19 protein-coding genes are annotated in these 17,811 nt (G+C 36.3%); 14 read left to right on the forward strand and 5 right to left on the reverse strand.

Annotated features, from left to right (window positions below; all coding sequences use genetic code 11):
- The first annotated feature begins 379 nt into the window (after positions 1–379).
- Both PQ479_RS11590 and PQ479_RS11595 read left to right on the forward strand, forming a co-directional pair.
- The gene (locus PQ479_RS11590; RefSeq protein WP_047990474.1) at positions 380–1,288 is read left to right on the forward strand and encodes a CAP domain-containing protein; all 909 of its coding nucleotides are present in this window, start codon (positions 380–382) and stop codon (positions 1,286–1,288) included.
- Between the two features lie 209 nt (positions 1,289–1,497).
- A complete protein-coding gene (locus PQ479_RS11595; RefSeq protein ID WP_083991355.1) occupies positions 1,498–2,616 on the forward strand; it encodes a D-alanyl-D-alanine carboxypeptidase family protein in 1,119 nt (372 codons plus the stop codon).
- A 28-nt stretch (positions 2,617–2,644) separates the two neighbouring features.
- Here the strand turns inward: PQ479_RS11595 and coaA are convergent, their stop codons facing one another.
- Complete coding sequence (gene coaA, locus PQ479_RS11600; protein ID WP_047990475.1) at positions 2,645–3,598, reverse strand: type I pantothenate kinase; 954 nt, start codon at positions 3,596–3,598, stop codon at positions 2,645–2,647.
- A gap of 542 nt (positions 3,599–4,140) precedes the next feature.
- Between coaA and PQ479_RS11605 the strand changes: the two genes are divergently transcribed.
- Complete coding sequence (locus tag PQ479_RS11605; RefSeq protein WP_047990476.1) at positions 4,141–6,297, forward strand: DNA topoisomerase; 2,157 nt, start codon at positions 4,141–4,143, stop codon at positions 6,295–6,297.
- Positions 6,298–6,647: 350 nt separating this feature from the next.
- Here PQ479_RS11605 and PQ479_RS11610 read toward each other — a convergent pair whose 3' ends face one another.
- Both PQ479_RS11610 and PQ479_RS11615 read right to left on the reverse strand, forming a co-directional pair.
- Positions 6,648–6,950 (reverse strand): hypothetical protein, encoded by a 303-nt coding sequence (locus tag PQ479_RS11610; RefSeq protein ID WP_047990477.1) that lies wholly within the window; start codon positions 6,948–6,950, stop codon positions 6,648–6,650.
- An 18-nt stretch (positions 6,951–6,968) separates the two neighbouring features.
- Positions 6,969–7,100: a hypothetical protein gene (locus tag PQ479_RS11615; RefSeq protein ID WP_273716994.1), complete on the reverse strand. Its 132-nt coding sequence runs from the start codon at positions 7,098–7,100 to the stop codon at positions 6,969–6,971.
- Positions 7,101–7,316: 216 nt separating this feature from the next.
- Here PQ479_RS11615 and PQ479_RS11620 point away from each other — a divergent pair, with 216 nt between their 5' ends.
- From PQ479_RS11620 to PQ479_RS11645, 6 genes are all read left to right on the forward strand, one after another.
- Entirely contained in the window at positions 7,317–7,619 is a 303-nt protein-coding gene (locus tag PQ479_RS11620) for a hypothetical protein (RefSeq protein WP_047990478.1), read from the forward strand.
- Between the two features lie 147 nt (positions 7,620–7,766).
- The gene (locus tag PQ479_RS11625) at positions 7,767–8,099 is read left to right on the forward strand and encodes a hypothetical protein (protein WP_047990479.1); all 333 of its coding nucleotides are present in this window, start codon (positions 7,767–7,769) and stop codon (positions 8,097–8,099) included.
- A 77-nt stretch (positions 8,100–8,176) separates the two neighbouring features.
- On the forward strand, positions 8,177–8,524 hold the full coding sequence (locus PQ479_RS11630) for a hypothetical protein (RefSeq protein WP_047990480.1): 348 nt from the start codon (positions 8,177–8,179) through the stop codon (positions 8,522–8,524).
- Between the two features lie 292 nt (positions 8,525–8,816).
- Positions 8,817–9,644: a DUF2268 domain-containing putative Zn-dependent protease gene (locus PQ479_RS11635; protein WP_273717002.1), complete on the forward strand. Its 828-nt coding sequence runs from the start codon at positions 8,817–8,819 to the stop codon at positions 9,642–9,644.
- Positions 9,645–9,750: 106 nt separating this feature from the next.
- Positions 9,751–10,497, forward strand: a complete 747-nt coding sequence (locus tag PQ479_RS11640; RefSeq protein WP_047990481.1) for a YjbA family protein — start codon at positions 9,751–9,753, stop codon at positions 10,495–10,497.
- A 119-nt stretch (positions 10,498–10,616) separates the two neighbouring features.
- Positions 10,617–10,739 (forward strand): hypothetical protein, encoded by a 123-nt coding sequence (locus tag PQ479_RS11645; protein WP_273716995.1) that lies wholly within the window; start codon positions 10,617–10,619, stop codon positions 10,737–10,739.
- Between the two features lie 397 nt (positions 10,740–11,136).
- Here PQ479_RS11645 and trpS read toward each other — a convergent pair whose 3' ends face one another.
- Entirely contained in the window at positions 11,137–12,126 is a 990-nt protein-coding gene (trpS, locus tag PQ479_RS11650) for a tryptophan--tRNA ligase (protein WP_047990482.1), read from the reverse strand.
- A gap of 165 nt (positions 12,127–12,291) precedes the next feature.
- On the opposite strand from trpS, the gene PQ479_RS11655 reads away from it, so the two are divergent.
- Complete coding sequence (locus PQ479_RS11655; RefSeq protein WP_047990483.1) at positions 12,292–13,446, forward strand: MGDG synthase family glycosyltransferase; 1,155 nt, start codon at positions 12,292–12,294, stop codon at positions 13,444–13,446.
- A 212-nt stretch (positions 13,447–13,658) separates the two neighbouring features.
- Positions 13,659–14,213: a TlpA family protein disulfide reductase gene (locus PQ479_RS11660; protein WP_047990484.1), complete on the forward strand. Its 555-nt coding sequence runs from the start codon at positions 13,659–13,661 to the stop codon at positions 14,211–14,213.
- Positions 14,214–14,300: 87 nt separating this feature from the next.
- On the opposite strand, the gene PQ479_RS11665 is transcribed toward PQ479_RS11660, so the two are convergent.
- Positions 14,301–14,837 (reverse strand): HD domain-containing protein, encoded by a 537-nt coding sequence (locus PQ479_RS11665; RefSeq protein ID WP_047990485.1) that lies wholly within the window; start codon positions 14,835–14,837, stop codon positions 14,301–14,303.
- Between the two features lie 194 nt (positions 14,838–15,031).
- Between PQ479_RS11665 and trhA the strand changes: the two genes are divergently transcribed.
- From trhA to PQ479_RS11680, 3 genes are read left to right on the forward strand one after another with little or no spacing between them, the layout of a single operon-like run.
- Positions 15,032–15,682 carry a PAQR family membrane homeostasis protein TrhA gene (gene trhA / locus PQ479_RS11670; protein WP_047990486.1) on the forward strand — a complete coding sequence of 217 codons (651 nt, stop codon included), beginning with the start codon at positions 15,032–15,034 and terminating at the stop codon, positions 15,680–15,682.
- A gap of 16 nt (positions 15,683–15,698) precedes the next feature.
- On the forward strand, positions 15,699–15,926 hold the full coding sequence (locus PQ479_RS11675; RefSeq protein ID WP_047990487.1) for an excisionase family DNA-binding protein: 228 nt from the start codon (positions 15,699–15,701) through the stop codon (positions 15,924–15,926).
- A gap of 28 nt (positions 15,927–15,954) precedes the next feature.
- The gene (locus PQ479_RS11680) at positions 15,955–17,223 is read left to right on the forward strand and encodes a putative glycoside hydrolase (RefSeq protein WP_047990526.1); all 1,269 of its coding nucleotides are present in this window, start codon (positions 15,955–15,957) and stop codon (positions 17,221–17,223) included.
- Positions 17,224–17,811 lie beyond the last annotated feature (588 nt).

The raw sequence follows: 17,811 nt of genomic DNA on the forward strand, positions 1-17,811 counted from the left end.
TTGATTGCCTCAAAAAAACAATCAAAATTAAATCTATCATAAAGAAAAGTGAATTAGGGCAAGAAATTGTTACCATTTCGATGGGAGATTGGTGGCATTCCTGTAATAGCACGTGTTAAGAGCAAAATTTACAGTTCTGTATGAACTATTACGTTTTTGTAACATAACGATAACGAAGCGAATTTTCTATAGTTAGCTTATTAGGCTCGAACGTTAGTAATGGCTTTAAATATGCTTAAAGTCTAACATAATGAAATGAAATAATTCTAAAATATGGATCGATAATATGAATCTTTTTCCATAGTCAGCTATGATTTCGTTATGCTAGTATTCAAAACAGGCAAGACATAAAATTAAATTTCTCAGGAGGTAAGTTTATATGAAAAAGATGATCGCAACATCATTTTTAGCAGCAACAATCGCTGTTACTGGTTTTTCTGCACAAGCAGATGCCCATCATACATTGACACCAATTAAAAAGGAGTTCTCTTACCAAACGGTTCAATTGAATCAAGCAGACATGGAGAATCTTTCAGCTTGGGCAGAAGGAAAGTTAGCTGAAATTTTAAATGGTAATGAAATGAAAGCACATGTTTGGAAAGTAGTTGTTCCATTTATTTTCGGTGACTATTTTGATAAAGATAGTGATGAGAAGAAACCTATCGAACAAAAACCGGAAGATACAGTGAAGGAAGAGCCGAAAGAAGAACAAGTAAACAATGAACCTAAGGAAGAAATTCAATCAAAACCAGAGGAAAAGCCAGTACCTAAGCCTGAACCACAACCAGAAGTAGAGCAACCTAAAGAGGAAGTGGAACAGCCTGCACCCGCTCCAGAAGAAGAGCAACCGGTTGTTGAAGAGCCTAGTGTAGAAGAGCAACCACAAGAGCAGGAGCAACAAGCTTCTGTATCTGCAGAAGAGCAACAAATGGTAGATGCAGTTAACCAAGAGCGTCAACAAAGAGGTTTAGCACCATTAAAAATTAATCAAGAATTAACACATGTTGCAAGAGTTAAAGCTCAAGATATGATTGATAACAATTATTTTGCTCATAATTCACCAACATATGGCTCTCCATTTGATATGTTAAATCAATTTGGTATTTCTTATCGTACCGCTGGTGAGAACTTAGCGGGGAACCAAAATGTCAACGCGGCACACCAAGCATTAATGAATTCACAAGGACACCGTGAAAACATTTTAAATGGTAATTATACAGAGGTTGGAATCGGCGTTGTTGATGGTGGACCATATGGAAAAATGTTTGTTCAACTTTTTAAAGGCTAAGCAATCATAGTCAATTTATACCTCAGTCTCTGAAGGCTGGGGTATTTTTATACATAATTAGGAAATAGATCAAAAATAACGTAAGTATACCATTAGGATTAGGTCTTTTTAACTGATTTGTTATCGAATTGTAATCTTTGTGTTATCTAACTGTAATTAGATTCTTTTAGTCTAATTTTTGAGAGAATTTTTTGTGAGGAGGACTTCTGTTGTTTAGGCAAAAAATCATATATGTGTTTCTTGGTATTGTTGTGCTTAGCCTTAGTCTGACTGATAAAAATGTAGAAGCCACATCGAATCCAAACTTTCAATTTCATAGTGAGGTCGCTTTGTTAATTGATCAAAAAAGTGGCGAAATTCTTTATGATCAATTAGCGGAACAGCGTATGTATCCTGCTAGTATCACCAAGATAATAACAGGGATTATTGCAATTGAACAAGGAAATTTAGAAGATATCGTTAAAGTTAGTAAAGAAGCGACAGAAGTCATTGGGACACGTGTTTATTTATTAGAAGATGAAGAGGTAACACTAGAAAAATTAGTACAAGGATTACTTATTAATTCAGGTAATGATGCTGGTACGGCTATTGCCGAACATATGGATGGAAGTGAAGAAGCCTTTGCCAAAAGGATGAATGATTTCGTTCAAGAAGAGATTGGTGTTGAGAATACCAATTTTACAAATCCACATGGTTTGTTTGATGAGGATCATTATACAACGGCACTTGATATGGCTCGAATCACTCAATATGCGATGAAAAATGAGACATTTCAAGAAATCGTCAGTACAAAAGATATGGAATGGATTGGAGAAGGGTGGGAGACAACGCTTTATAATCACCATCGGCTTCTTTGGGATTATGAAGGAACGACTGGTGTGAAGAACGGGTTCGTTTCACAGTCAGGCTATACGTTAGTAACTTCTGCCGAACGTGATGATCAAGAATTTATTGCGGTAACATTAAAATCAGCCAATGCCCGTACCGCTTATCAAGATACGATTCAATTGTTGAATTATGGATTTGAGCATTTTGAAACGGGCAAAGTACCTGAAAATAAGCAGTTTTTCTCTGATGATGGAGAAGAGTATATCGTTCAAGAGGATGTTTATTTTACGCAAATGTTAGATGAGCAAATCGAGTATGAACTTACTCCTGCCAATAAATTAGCTATTGTTGGTGATAATGACCGAACGATTAAGAAAGTGGCTTTAGAGCAAATTGAAGTGGAGCCAATCCTAACAAAAGCTGAGCTTGAGGAAAAAGAAGCAGAGCAAGGCTTGTTTACACGATTTTGGGACTGGGTAAGCCAGCTGTTTTCCAAATAAAAAGTTGAAGACCTAATCATTAAAATGATTAGGTCTTTTTGATCTTAATATCGGTTACACGGTGTCCAGTCCCTTTTTTTAATATGAGGTCGGCACGGTATTTGGTTGGTTTGATATTTTTTTCTAAGTTAACTTTGTTGACTGTATTCCAAACATCTGTTGCAAAAGCGATGGCTTCATCAGTAGAAAGGTTGCGATGTTGGTGGAAATAAGAACTCGGGTCTTGAAAAGCTGTATTTTGTAAAAGTTTAAACCTTTCAATATACCATTGCTTAATGTTTGATTCATCGGCATCGACATAAATCGAATAATCAAAGAAGTCGGATACAAAAATCATCGGGATGTTTGTTTTCTTTTTATTAACTTGCAAAACATTAATACCTTCAACGATGACGACATCTGGTTGATTGATAATTTGTTTCTCATGATGAAGACGGTCATAGGTGAGGTGCGAATACATGGGCACCTCCATATATGGGGCGCCTGATTTTAAATCCGTTAAGAATTCGATTAAACTTTCAATATCATAACTTTCAGGAAAGCCCTTACGTTTCATTAATTGACGTTCTGTTAGAGTGGCATTTGGTAGTAAAAAACCGTCGGTTGTGACGAGGTCCACTTTAGGTTTGGATGGCCATTGCGAAATTAGTGCTTGGATAAGCCGTGCGGTTGTACTTTTTCCTACGGATACACTTCCGGCAATGCCAATTACAAAGGGTACTTTTTTTGTTTTTCTTTCTAAAAATAGGTTCATTTCTTGGTGTAATTTCATTGAGTGCGTCATTTGAACATAAAGCATATGAGAAAGTGGTAAATAAATATCACTTACTTCATCTGTTGATATAATTTGATCAATTCCTTGTAATAATCCAATTTCCTGGGTTGATAAATTAGCATGTTTCGGTTTCGTTAACGATGACCATTCAGTACGGGTGAAATGGCTATAAGCTTCTGTAGATTTCATAGTTAGATTCACTGTCATCAGACTAAGGCTCCTTTAATAAAAGACATCAGACCTGTCGTCTTTCACTCCATTTATTACGACATGATAATACCGACATCATACCAAAGGATGTGCAATTGAACAACAAATTATTATCAATTTTAATTTTGTTATTATTTTCTATGTTTTGTATGCATGTTACCTTGGGCGACGGGTTGTGCCTTGAAGTTAGCTCGTCATCCATCTTACGATAAATGACCTTAGCAGGACAATGCGAAGAGTTTTAAATGGATATAAATAATTTTATAAAATGTTGAAATTAGGATTCCTTTTCTGGACAAATCTCTATATAATTAAGCTTGGATATGGATTGAGGAGGAGTGTATGGTGGCTCAAGGTAAGCTTGTGAAGACATTGTCCATCTTATTTATCGTTGGAACATTGAGTCTCATTATTTTTGCAGGAATATAAGAAATTTTGTTAAAATTATATATGACATGTTTAGAAAGCTATCAGGTGAATTGAAGGCTTTCTTTTTTTGATTGTTAGAAATAGAATGTGATGACAAGAGGTGATACTGTTTGAAATGTATTATTACTGAAAAACCATCTGTTGCCAAAAATATAGCTGATGCTTTAAAGATAAAGACCAAAAAAGAAGGTTTCTTTGAAGGAAAAGGTTTTGTTATTACGTGGGCATTTGGCCATTTGTTGCAACTCTATGATGCGGTAGATTATCAAGCTGATATGAAAAGATGGAAAATGGAGAACTTCCCATTTGTACCACCGAAATTTCAATATAAAGTAAAAAGTAGTCGGACGAATCGTACGAAGACCGATTATAAAGCATTGCAACAATTTAAATTGATTCAAAGTTTGATGAGAAGACCTGATGTTACTGAGATTATATCTGCGTGTGATTATGATCGGGAAGGACAATTAATTGGTGATAGTATTATTTATCATCGACCCATTCATAAACCAGTAAAACGACTTTTATTAAATGAGTGGACAGAACAAGAGGTATTGCAAGGCTTACAGCATGTCAAGTCTAATGAAGACCTTAGAGCTTTGCTCAATGCCGGGATGAGCCGACAATGGACAGATTGGTTATTAGGTATTAATTTGACGTCAGTAGCAACATTAAAGTACGGTCAAGGTTCCAAACAAGTATTCAATATTGGTCGAGTGCTGATGCCTACGCTTAAGATTATTTATGACCGAGACCAGGAAATTGCTCAATTTACAAGTGAAGATTATTTTAAGCTTCAAGTTGACTTTTTAACTGAGAATGGCACCGTTTTTCAAGCTTCCTATCGTGAAAAGGAGAAAGAGCAATTCCCAGAAAAGAAAAAGTTAGAAGAAATCAAACAGCAGCTTGTATCAAAATTCGGCGAAATAAAAAAGGTAGAAAGGAAAAATAAGAAAGAATATCCTCCTTATTTATTTAACTTAACCAATTTACAAGGTTATATGACGAATCGGTATGCCGGATGGTCAGCAGATAAAGTTTTAAAAGTTGCCCAAGCATTATATGAAAAAAAGTTTATCACTTATCCAAGAACCTCGAGTCAAGCATTAGATGAAAGCCTCAAAGGAAAAACGAAATCGGTCCTCGAAAAAATGAAGGTTGATTACCCCTTTCAAAATGAGATTCAATTCCATCAATCCAAGAGGATATTTAATAATCAAAAGGTTGAAAGTCATAGTGCTATTATTCCAACATATATGAAACCAACAAGGTTAACTCCTGATGAGGAAAAGGTTTATACGGCAATTAAAAATCGTTTTATCATGCAGTTTATGCCTTTATTTGAATATGAAGAAACCGTTGTAAATACAGAGATTATCGATGCGAATATTGAGGGTTATTTTTATTCTAAAGGGAAACGAGTTTTGCGTTTAGGGTGGAAGCAAGTCGAACAAATGAATACCAATGAAGTCATCTTACCAGCTTTACAAAAAGGTGAGCGTGTTCAAGTGCAAGGAGTTGAAGTAACGGATCATCAAACACAGCCTCCTAAGCCGCATTCTGAAAAGACGTTACTGCGTATGATGGAAACTTGCGGAAAACAAATAAAGGATGAAGTTGAAGTAACAGAAGTTTTATCTGGTTTTAGTATTGGAACTCCAGCAACAAGGGCAGATACGATCAAAAAACTGAAAGATATTGGTTATATCACAACAAATAAAAAATCATTGATATGTACGCCTTTGGGCAAAGCACTCGTAGAGACATTTCCGATTCAGCAGTTATTGAACTTAAGCTTTACAGGGAAACTAGAAAAAGCTTTATTTGACATGGAAAAAGATAAAGTATCGAAAGAGCAATTTATGTCATTTATTTATCAGTTTACAAATAAAGCGGTAGAGCAGTTAAAAAATGATGAAAGGCTATTACCTGTTAAACTGGCAAAAAGATCTTCACGTGCATCTAGTCCAATATCTAAAGAAGTATTAGGTACATGTCCACTCTGTCAGCACAATGTAGTTGAAGGGAGAAAAGGATTTGGTTGTAACAATTGGAAAAGTGGCTGCAAATTTGTTGTCTGGAAAAATGATTTTTATTTGAAGGCCATGAAGAAAAAAACTACAAAAACAATGGTCAAAACGCTACTTAAAGATGGAATCGTTGAAGTGAAGGGCTTAACAAGTAAAAATGGCAACAAATTTAACGCAAAGCTGACCTATGAATATCAAAAAGAAAAGCAAACATTCCAATGGAAAATGAAATTTTAAGACTAAAGGAGACATCACCCATAAATATAGCCTGAGTGGTGTAGGAAAAGCCGGAAAGTTTTTCGGTAGCATCGCCCATAAGTAACTTTCATATAAAACTCACATCACGAAGCCAATTCACTTCGCCACGAACAAAGATGAAAGTAGTGGCGACTGTTCAAACTGTTGGCCCGTTTACAACTCGATCTCCATCAGGAGTCGGCCTGAATAAACAGGGAGCACTGTCCTACTAAGGTCATTTATCGAGAGATGGATGACGAGCTAACTTCATGGCACTAACCATTGTCCCTAGATACACTTTCATACAAAAGAGCTGTTCAATCCATAAATTAATGGTTGAGCAGCTCTTTTTACTTTTGATTCATTAAGGAAGAAATAAAATCGCCAATAGGTACATCACGAATCTCATCAATAATACGGTCAAGCTCTGAGCGTTTTTTTAATGAACCCTCCAAAAGAATTTGAATATTTTGCTCCCTATCGATCAAAATGGATTGGACCGTTAAAGCTTTAGTAATTAATGCGGCAATAACAGCCAATTCATTAGGAGAAAGCTGGTTATCTTTATGGCGACCTTGTTGTTTATTTGCCTGTTTGGTCTGATTAGATTGATTAAAGAAAGGGTTCGAGCCGGATGGACCATACCCATACATGAATATTCCCCTCCCTTTCTAAACATTAAAGGAAAAAATAGGGTTGGGTGGGGATGTGTCTCCACCTTCATTCCAAATTCCTAATGCGAAGCTAAAAAAAATAAGGGCACCTACCGCAATAAGAAGCAAATACTGCCAATCCTCATTCATTGTCCCACCTACTTATACGTCTGACTATATCGTAGTGTATTCGTTTTTGCTAGTCCCTGTGCATTTGTCTAGGAACCATGTCTCCATTGACCTTCACTTCATCTATCAATAGCCTATCCTCTAACAATTGATGCATTTGCACCTGATAGATTTGTCTATACATCAAGAAGAATCCTGCATAAGATGTACTATACTTTGAAAGGAGGTTAGTGCATTATGGGATGTTCAAGTTGCGGGAACTACGGCAATTATGGAGATAACAGACGAAGAGGAAGAAATAATGACTGTGATTGTGATACGTTTTTTAGACATGTATCAAGAAACCAATTTGTTAAAGTCTTTTTAAAAGCTTCTAAACCTGTCGAAGGATTTTTTATTGAGGCGAATGGAAAAGAAGCGACATTGTTTGATTTTGATAGAAAATGTCATTCGGTCATTACAATTTGCTGTGATGATATTGTGGCAGTTGCAGTCAATCATGTAAATGAAAAAAGATGTAATGACAAAGACGACTATTAATTTATCTAATTCTTTCAAGTATTAAATGTAACGTAATCATTGATTTATTTTAGGTCAATCTTGATAAATATATCAAGAGCAATGACCAAGCTAAAACGATAGTTTTGAATCAGATATATTAAATTATTTTGAGGAGGAAAACAATTTATGGGATATAACAATTATGGTGGATATAACAATAATTATGGTGGTTATAACAACAATTATGATAATAGAAGAAATGATTGTGACTGTGATACGTTTTTTAGACATGTATCGAGAAATCAATTTGTCAAAGTATTTTTAAAAGCTTCTAAACCGGTGGAAGGATTTTTCATTGAGGCGAATGGAAAGGAAGCAACATTGTTTGATTTTGATAGAAAATGTCATTCGGTCATTACGATTTGTTGTGATGATATTGTAGCTGTAAAAGTTAGTCATAGTAATGATGATAAACAATGTGATGATGATAAAAAATGCAAGGATCATGACCAATATTAAGAAAGATAGTATTTCTTTGAACCCATGATAACATCATGGGTTTTTATTTAATAAATTCAGGAGGTAGGAGGAGGGAAATGGACTGGGATGAATTAATGTGTGGAGAGTCTACATCCACTATCCAACAAATCAAAAAAAAAGAAGAGAATAGAAATGAGCGTCATGGTCACGCACTATTTAAAAGAATTGAAAAAAACTCATTTGTCATCGTGTATGTAAAATGCTCAAAATCGATTAAGGGGTATTTTGTTGAGGCTATTGGTGATGAAGTTTTTTTATATAATTTCAATCAACACGACCGTTCTGTTATTACGATTTGTCGTGAAGCAATTGTGGCAGTAGAAGTAATAAATAAAAATCATGGTAATCGTCAAAAAGAACCTACTAAAAAGACGAAACCATCCATTCCTTTGTTAAAAATTTAGTTATTAACAATGGTTAAAGGGTCTAATTTTGAAACCAAAGGTGAAAAATGCTTTTGGTTTTATTTAATTTGTATCAATGGAAAAATACAAACTGTGGCTGATTAAGGATGAAGTAAATAGGATCATGTCTTTTTCGAGGTTAGTACAAAATTGATTTAAAACATCATTTATGGATAAATGATCAATTGTCGAATTCAAAGATTTTTTGGCATGTTCATTGATAAAGCTGTGAATTCCTTAAAATCAGTTGCATAAACATTTAAGTAAGGTGAGGGAGGCGTTTGGATTGGGAGTGGTTAGGACCGATAAATGGCTTTTATATTACATGAAATTCTGGAATGAGAAAAAAACGGAGCGTGAGCGTTTTTTATGGCAGCAAAAATTGTTCATAAAACCGATTAGTGATTATTTCCGTGAACATAAGGTTAATGAACTTCATCATTACTTCTTAGCACTAGGATTAGTTCATCCAAATGTGAATGTAAAAAGTCTAGACAATCAGCCATTTAGAGAGAATTTGTGGAAAGTTGCTCAGCAAAAATTCCTTCATCTTAGAAAAAAGTGGGAGGGTCCAGATATTCCTATTTTTATCTTACCAATTGAACGTGAACGTGAAGATTTAATCAGGGATGTAGGTGGAAAAACAGGAGTTTCAACGGAGTCAATGATTTGTTTATTTATAGATCCATTTATAAAAAAAGAACAACTATTTTCGTTAATCGTTCATGAATATCATCATATATGCCGCTTGGAACGAACAAAAAACTTAGAAGAAACGATCACTTTATTAGAATCAATAATAATGGAAGGGTTAGCAGAGGTTGCTGTCAAGGAGGAGGTTGGACAAAAGGCTTTAGCTCCATGGGTAAATAATTATAATTTAGAAGAGTGTTTAGTTTTATTTGACTATTACTATCGGGATCACCTTCTATTAAAGGGGAGAAAAAATTACCGCCATTTATTAAACGGAGACAGGAAAGCAGGGATCCCAAGGATGTTAGGTTACTCGATTGGATATATGATCGTAGACAATGTAATAGAAAAGAATCATTATTCTACAAAAGAACTTTTATCTATGTCTGCACTGACAATATACAAGAAGTCTAGCTTCTCGAAATGAATCTCTTATATTTTCTTTTTGAATTGTAATATTAAATCGTGGAATAAATTGGGTAGTGCTTGACCATACTGAGGGTACAAATCTTTTCAGAGTAGGAGGAGTATCAATGGTCCAGATGAGAGATGTATGGGTGAACTGGTTTGAAGGGGAAGAAAATGGCTATAACGTATGTCATTTCTTTGAGTGGAGGAGTGAAGATCGTGTTGAAGTACTCGATCAAGTTATCGTTATTCGGGTATCAGACGTATTGTTTCATTTCATCGAGAATGATTTGGCGGACTTACCAGATTATTTATTAAAAACGGTTCATAATCAAAGTTATTTAAGAAAAAATATGACACGCGTGCAGCTAGATTATTGTTTTATTGCAACAGATGGTCAAAGAGTGATAGCAGTCGATACGATGGGGTATAAAACACCGATTCGAAAAAGTCGATTATCACCGCGACAGGAGCAGTTGGTTTTTGAGTTATTGGAGCAAAACGAATTAGAATATTTTGAATTAGAAATGGATCTAGAGCAAAAGGAATATCATCTGTTATCTCCCGATCCGTTGGATATGCAAGGCTTAACGAGAAAAGAGCGACAGTTAAAACAAATACTTTACATGGCATTAGACCAATTATTTACATCTGGTGAAGATGCGGAGATGAAATATTGGTATACAGAATGGGCACCAGATCAATATTCTTCCATTCAAATGATGAGTAAAGAAGAAGTGACCGACAAATTATATGATGAGATTAAATGGGGTTGGACAGAAAAGCATCATCAGCTGTGCCAGTCGCTCGTAAAAGGACAAGCGTTTTTTGAGAAGTTGTGGGATTTAGAGCATGGTGAAGGGGTAAAATAACGGGAGTGATAAGAGGCGAAATTGTGAACTGTTATCTTCCGACTATTTGTATCGTTTACATCATGGATGAACTCTCCTATAATAGATAAGAATAAGTGTAAGGAGGGGGAGTCTTTATTATGGAAACATGGGATAATTTTGCTTACTTAATTATGCAAATCCTTGCCGTTGTTTTATTAGTAGGAACTTTAGGACTTTCATTTTTTGTTGGGAAAGTTTGGAGAAAAACAAACGGATATTAAAATGAAGAAACGTTTTCTGTAGGTTAGATGCAGGAAGCGTTTTTTTTGTATGGAAGTGTAGTTAGGTGCGTTGGATTGTGCCTTTAAGTTAGCTGGTTCGATAGATAACTTATCAGGACACTGCTCCCTTTTTGTTCGTACGACTCCTAATAGTTATGGAGCTGTAAACGAGCCAACTGTTTAAAAAGTCGCCACTACTTTCACCTTTGTTGGTGGAGAAGTGAACTTGAGCTTCGTCATGAGCGTTTTATATAGAATTAATGCTTGCTCGATTAAAGATGAATCCTTGCTTTTTGGTCCGTTTTTGAAAATTGAAATCGAGTTATCTGGTGAATAGAAAAAACACCTTCCACAAGGCATGAATGTGGAAGGTGTTTTTGTGTTTGGGTTGTTATGGTTAGCGACGTTTTCGGCCAAGGCCGATCGCTCTTTCTGCTTTGCTGATCATTTTTGAAGCCGTTCGATTTGCTTTTTCTGCTCCGATGTCTAGAATTTGATCAAGCTCCTCTGAATTGATTAATTCGTGATAGCGGTTTTGAATCGGTTCAAGTTCCGCAACGATGACTTCTGCTAAATCTGTTTTAAAGTCCCCGTACCCTACCCCTGCATACTTCGCTACAATGTCATCAATAGATAAGCCTGTGCATAAGGAATAAATAGAAAGAAGGTTAGAGACTGCCGGTTTATTTTCACGGTCAAAGCGAATTTCACCATCTGTATCCGTGACAGCACTTTTTACTTTTTTTCTAATGGTAGCTGGCTCATCAAGCATCGAGATGAAGCTTTTTGGATTAGGGTTAGATTTACTCATTTTTTTGCTCGGGTCATTTAATGACATAATCCTGGCCCCAACCTTTGGAATTTTCACCTCTGGGATTGTAAATATATCATTATATTTTTTATTGAAGCGCTCTGCTAAATCACGTGTTAACTCTAAGTGCTGTTTCTGATCTTCTCCCACTGGAACGATATCTGTTTGATATAAGAGAATATCAGCAGCCATGAGAGGGGGGTATGTAAGCAAGGCAACAGAAACCGCATCTTTACCATCTGATTTATCTTTAAATTGAGTCATTCGTTCAAGCTCGCCGATATATCCGACACATTGCATGATCCAGCCTAACTGGGCATGGGCAGGTACTTCAGATTGGATAAATAAAGTCGATTTTTTCGGGTCAATCCCGACAGCTAAATATAAAGCGGCAAGACTACGAATATTTTCTTTGAGCTTTAAACGGTCTTGTGGAACGGTGATCGCGTGTTGATCAACAATACAGAAATAACAATTTGCATCTTCCTGCATATCGACAAAATTCTTCATTGCTCCTAAATAATTTCCGAGCGTAAGTGTACCACTCGGTTGAATACCAGAAAAAACTGTTTTCAAGTTATTCATCCTTTCCTTGTTTCATCCATATTATCTTAACCGAAAATAGAGCAAAAGGTAAACTTATTGCTTAAAACTGGCTACATTTAAGAATAATTTCCTCTAATTTCTGTATATTAAAAAGTATAAGCGTAAAATGACCTTATTTAAGAGAGTTGGGCGTGTATGAAGTCAGAGCCAATTATATTATTTGCGTCGTTTGGACATGGCCATGAACAGGCAGCTTTGTCATTGCAAAAAGAAATCATCAGTTCAAGTTCATTTGAGCCTGAATTAATTGATATATTATCGTGGATGCCATCGCTTTTGCAAGTAGGATTACGCTCTTCTTATATGATGATGATTCGTCATAAACCGCAATTATGGAGGCAGATTTTCAAGCAATATACAAAAGATAAAGTGAAAGATTATAAACATGTAAAGTGGATAAGCCTAGCATTAGGGAAAGCATTATCGTCAAATCAGGTGCCGTTTGTTATATCGACCCATCCATTAGCTACTTGGATAGCGAGCCATATTAAGCAACAGTATGATTTACGTTTTCCGATTTTTAGTGTGATTACAGATTATCGTTTTCACCCTAGTTATATTACGAATGAAGTAGATGTTCTTTTTACAATTGATGAAACCGCAAAAGAACAGCTACAACTTTCAGAAGCAACCCATCAAACGGTTTATCAAACGGGTATTCCGATTAGTAAAAAATCCATACATGCTGACGTTGATTTCCTAAAAAATAAATTACAAGTTAAAAAAGAACAAGCAACGGTCATGATTGCTAGTGGAGGAACTGGCTTAATTGATTTTCCGAAAATATTGGCTGCTTTGGAATTATTAGCTGAGCCAATAACTGTCTTATGTATGGTTGGTCATAATAGTCACATGGAGAAGAAAATTAAACAAATGACAAGTAAGCATCAAATTATTGTACAACCATTTACGTCTCTTTTTATTGCTTATATGAAAGTTAGTGATGTATTAATTACAAAACCTGGTGGATTAACCATTAGTGAGGCGATGGCCAATGAAACACCTTTGATTATATATGAACCAGTTGCGGGTCATGAAGAAGAAAATGCTCATATTTTAGAAAGGTGGGGAGTGGCACTGTTCTCTAAATCTACAACTGAACTTCTTCATGACATACAACTTGTTTTAACAAACCGTGTAATGAGGGAACATCTTATAACTCGTGCGAATCATTATAAGAAACCGGATGCGTCTAAGGAAATTACCAAATATATCTTCAAGTATTTGGTGGAGCATCCTTTGCCGTTTTACGACGCTCCGCTTGGCGTGCAATCCAGAGGGCAAGGTTGATTAGAGCTAAAATAGTAAAGATAATGAGGTTGTTTTCCCCACTGAAATACGTATAAAAAATAAAAGCAAGTAATGGTAATAAAAAGATCAGTTGAAAAATTTGTATTTTGGTCATGGATACATTCCTTTCTTTTTACATGTATAAAAGTCTATTATAACGGATTTGTACCTGAATATAAAAACAGAAGTATGTTCCTTTTGGAGGTTGTCAGATGAATAGGTTTAAAATAATGAAAAGAATTGGATTAATCACAGCAGTGGTATGTGTTGGATTTTTCTATCAACAATTTGATTCGATTTTTCATCATGTTGATGAAGTTATGGCAAATGAGGTAAAAGAAGGAGTTAATATCGGTAATTTATCCGTTAATATTTCTGGTCAAACATTAAGTGGCGCACATTTTGACCTAGAAGATTTACGCGGTAAACAAGTAGTCGTGAATTTTTTTGCGACTTGGTGTCATCCTTGCCAAGAAGAGATGCCATTAATCGCTGAGTTAGAGAAAAAGTTAACGGCCAATGATGTCACATTTGTGGCAGTCAATTTAACCAATCAAGAAAGAAGTCTTTTAGAAATCCCGCCTTTCCTTAGGCATTATGGAGTGGAGTTTGATCCTGTTTTAGATAGTGATGGAAAAATTATGAATGATTATCATATCATAGGTATCCCGACAACGCTTGTTATTAATGAAGAGGGAATGATCACACAAAGAATTGATGGAATGTTAACGGAACAAATTATAGAAGATTTGATACCGTTCAGATGATGAAGCAGTTTTGTTTTAGGACGAACAAATATGTAGAGGATGTAGACTCTTGTTGGAAAATGACCTAACAAGAGTTACATGTGATGCTTATGAATTCTTTTCGAATGGTAAAGGGGTGAGTGCCTCATCGACGAGGCGATCGAGCTGTTCTAACATACGTTGAGCTCGTTTATCCGATATCGTTCGGTAGTGATGATTACCTTTTGGTTCTTCATCTTTTTCATCTGCTAGGGCAACAACCTTTTGTAAAGAAGTTAACTGCAATTGACCGTCGGGTAAATAGGAATCTGTGTGCAAAAGAACAGCCAAAGCGATCTCTTTAGCATGCTGTGGATGTTCACCTAAGCGAATAAGAAGCTTATGCGCTCTTTCCGCCCCTTTAATTGCGTGTATATCGTTCCGCTTGTATAACTCATAATCCCATTTTCCGTCTCGATACCACATATAATGACCAATATCGTGTAAAAATGCCGCTTTGGTGGCCAAATCAGGATTAACATCATATTGTTTAGCAAGACGAAAGGCATGGTAAGCTGTTGAGATCGCATGAGCCATACCTGAACGATTCACATATTTTTGTGTGATTCTGTGGGTATATAAATCCAATAACGTAACATATCTCATCGCTTTCCTCCTTGTCTATTTTTTCATAAGTCCAGCCGCTTATTTGACTTAGTAAATGAGAATATTTTTTCTATTATATAGAGATGGCGGCTTGGATGCAACGGATATTTTAACCAAATTTTATATCTTCTTTCACCATTGTATACCCGATTTTCTGATATACTAAAAGTGATAGATAAAAAGAGGTGATTTGTATGTTATCACAGACGCATACTTTTTCAAAAGTGGAAGAAATAGCTAATGCTATAACACATGGAATTGGGGCCATTCTAAGTATAGCGGCTTTAGTTTTATTGATTGTGTTTTCGAGTTTATATGGTACAGCATGGCATATTGTTAGTTTTACGATATACGGCGTCTCAATGGTCTTACTTTATATGTCATCAACTTTATTACATAGCTTGCCAAAAGGTAAGGGCAAGGATGTTTTTGAAATTTTGGACCATTCATCGATTTACTTATTTATTGCGGGAACGTATACACCGCTCATGTTTGTCGTTGTGCAAGGTGCTTTGGGTTGGACAATCTTTGGAATTGTTTGGGGACTCGCCATAGCGGGTATAGTCTTTAAGGCTTTCTTTGTCAAAAAATATATGTTTGTATCCACGCTCTTTTATATTGTTATGGGTTGGTTAGTCGTCATTGCCGTGGAGCCATTGGTTAATACACTACCTACAGCTGGGTTAATGTTACTTGTTGGTGGAGGTATTGCCTATACGGCTGGTACGATTTTTTATGTGTGGCGTGGCTTTAAATTTCATCACGCCGTTTGGCATATGTTCGTTTTATTAGGAAGTATTTTACACTTTCTTTTAATATTCTTCTATGTCTTACCGATCCAATGATAAGGGGGATTAGAAGATGTACATAACGTTACAAGAGCTTGCTGATTATTTAGGGGTTAGCGAGAAATACTTGTTTGAAAAAATTCAAAATGGACAAGTCCAAGCCGTCTTTGATGGTAAGCAATATCTGTTAAATAAGAAGCAATTTATTTGGCACAAAGAGCAGTTGGATTTAAAAAGAAAGCAAGTGTTAGCGGAGCTAGAGGAGATCCCTGAAGATTGGGATGCGAAGGATGAGGATTGAGCAAAACATACAAAAAAGGCGTGATAAAATGGGGAAGAAGTTTTTTCTAAGTCTTGTCATTATGTTAGGAATGCTAGCTATACCAGCATTTGTTATGGCTGAAGGTGAAGAGGAAAGTGAAAGTGAACCCGCTCAGTCAGAAGAGGAGAATGAAGAGGTTCAACAAGATGCGACAGATAATAGCTTCGCATTGAATCATTCGTTTGCGACACAAGCAAGAGCGTTACTACAGGTACCTGAAGTACTTGCGCGATTTACAAATCAACCGAGTTATCAATTTGAATATCCAGAGGACGGTGTACGGGGCATTTATGTAACCGCACATTCTGCAGGAGGAGCAAGGTTTGATTCACTAGTAGATTTAATTAATACCACTGATTTAAACTCGATGGTTATCGATATTAAAGAAGATCATGGCTATTTGACTTACCACCCTGAAGCAGATTCCGATTATACAGATATTGCGAAAAACTATATTAGTGATATTGAAGGGTTGATGGAACGTCTCGAAGAAGAAGAGATTTATCCAATTGCTCGTATTGTTGTTTTCAAAGATTCTGTCCTAGCAGAGAATAAGCCAGAATGGTCATTTATGGATGGAAATAAAGTATGGAAGAATAATCGAAATGAAGCATTTGTGAACCCATTCTTAGAAGAGGTATGGGAATACAATGTAGATATTGCAGAAAAAGCAGCTAAACTAGGTTTTAAAGAGATTCAATTTGATTATGTTCGTTTCCCTGAAGGGTTTGAACGGATGTTTGACCAGCTAGATTATGACGGTGGCGATTATTGGAGTGGTGAAGGAGATGACACCGAAAAAAGAGTAGCAGCCGTAACGGACTTTGTGGCTTATGCAAGGGACAGGCTAGCTTCATATGATGTCGATGTTTCGGTTGATATTTTTGGTTATGCTGCAACGATTTCAGAGGCACCAGGTATCGGACAGAACTTTTCTAAGATCTCAGAAAATGTCGATGTCATTTCTTCGATGATTTATCCAAGTCATTGGACCCCATATTTTGGCATTGATAAGCCAGATACGCAGCCATATGAATTAACAAAAGCCTACGCAGAAGTCGAAAATGAAGTACTAGGAGCTTTAGATGAGCCTCCTGTCTCTAGACCTTGGATTCAAGACTTCACAGCAAGCTGGTTAGGGGCAGGGAATTATATCCCTTATGGTGTCGAGGAAGTAGAGGCGCAAATTAGAGCTTTAAATGAAGCGGGTATAGAAGAATTCTTGCTCTGGAATGCAGGGAATACCTACACAAAAGGTGTCGATTATAAGCCTTAATGAATAACGATTTATATCGATAAACCACCCGGATGACGGGTGGTTTTTTGGCTGATGAGGATGAGTGTTTAAGGCAAGTACAAAAATAGCCACATAAAGAGTTCGCTCGCGGAAAGTAGAATTCCGCATACTACGATAAAGTAACTTTTATATAAAACGCCCATGGCCGGCTGTCGCTCCGCCACCAACAAAGATGAAAGTCAGTTATCGCCAACTTAAGGTATATAAAGGTTTGTGCAGATACGGAGGGGAAACCTTGGAGTAACTGCACAAAGAGAGGGTTAATGTGCAGATACGGAGGCCAAACCTTGAAGTATCTGCACAAAGAGGCGATTAATGTGCAGATACAGAGGTCAAACCTTGAAGTATCTGCACAAAGAAGGGGTTAATGTACAGATACAGAGCTCAAACCTTGAAGTATCTGCACAAAGAGGCGGTTAATGTGCAGATACGGAGGCGAAACCTTGAAGTATCTGCACAAAGAGGCGGTTAATGTGCAGATACAGAGGTCAAACCTTGAAGTATCTGCACAAAGAGGCGGTTAATGTGCAGATACAGAGGTCAAACCTTGAAGTATCTGCACAAAGA

Source organism: Alkalihalobacillus pseudalcaliphilus (assembly GCF_028610675.1).
In the GTDB taxonomy this organism is placed as follows: Bacteria; Bacillota; Bacilli; order Bacillales; family Bacillaceae_D; genus Alkalihalobacillus; species Alkalihalobacillus pseudalcaliphilus.

Bases quoted from the DNA above. Each gene is read 5' to 3' on its own strand.
- PQ479_RS11680 (WP_047990526.1), top strand. From the start codon at position 15,955: ATGGGGAAGAAGTTTTTTCTAAGTCTTGTCATTATGTTAGGAATGCTA.
- PQ479_RS11630 (WP_047990480.1), top strand. From the start codon at position 8,177: ATGGACTGGGATGAATTAATGTGTGGAGAGTCTACATCCACTATCCAA.
- PQ479_RS11640 (WP_047990481.1), top strand. From the start codon at position 9,751: ATGGTCCAGATGAGAGATGTATGGGTGAACTGGTTTGAAGGGGAAGAA.
- trhA (WP_047990486.1), top strand. From the start codon at position 15,032: ATGTTATCACAGACGCATACTTTTTCAAAAGTGGAAGAAATAGCTAAT.
- PQ479_RS11645 (WP_273716995.1), top strand. From the start codon at position 10,617: ATGGAAACATGGGATAATTTTGCTTACTTAATTATGCAAATCCTTGCC.
- PQ479_RS11660 (WP_047990484.1), top strand. From the start codon at position 13,659: ATGAATAGGTTTAAAATAATGAAAAGAATTGGATTAATCACAGCAGTG.
- PQ479_RS11625 (WP_047990479.1), top strand. From the start codon at position 7,767: ATGGGATATAACAATTATGGTGGATATAACAATAATTATGGTGGTTAT.
- PQ479_RS11665 (WP_047990485.1), bottom strand. From the start codon at position 14,837: ATGAGATATGTTACGTTATTGGATTTATATACCCACAGAATCACACAA.
- coaA (WP_047990475.1), bottom strand. From the start codon at position 3,598: ATGACAGTGAATCTAACTATGAAATCTACAGAAGCTTATAGCCATTTC.
- PQ479_RS11590 (WP_047990474.1), top strand. From the start codon at position 380: ATGAAAAAGATGATCGCAACATCATTTTTAGCAGCAACAATCGCTGTT.
- PQ479_RS11615 (WP_273716994.1), bottom strand. From the start codon at position 7,100: ATGAATGAGGATTGGCAGTATTTGCTTCTTATTGCGGTAGGTGCCCTT.
- PQ479_RS11675 (WP_047990487.1), top strand. From the start codon at position 15,699: ATGTACATAACGTTACAAGAGCTTGCTGATTATTTAGGGGTTAGCGAG.
- PQ479_RS11655 (WP_047990483.1), top strand. From the start codon at position 12,292: ATGAAGTCAGAGCCAATTATATTATTTGCGTCGTTTGGACATGGCCAT.
- PQ479_RS11620 (WP_047990478.1), top strand. From the start codon at position 7,317: ATGGGATGTTCAAGTTGCGGGAACTACGGCAATTATGGAGATAACAGA.
- PQ479_RS11610 (WP_047990477.1), bottom strand. From the start codon at position 6,950: ATGTATGGGTATGGTCCATCCGGCTCGAACCCTTTCTTTAATCAATCT.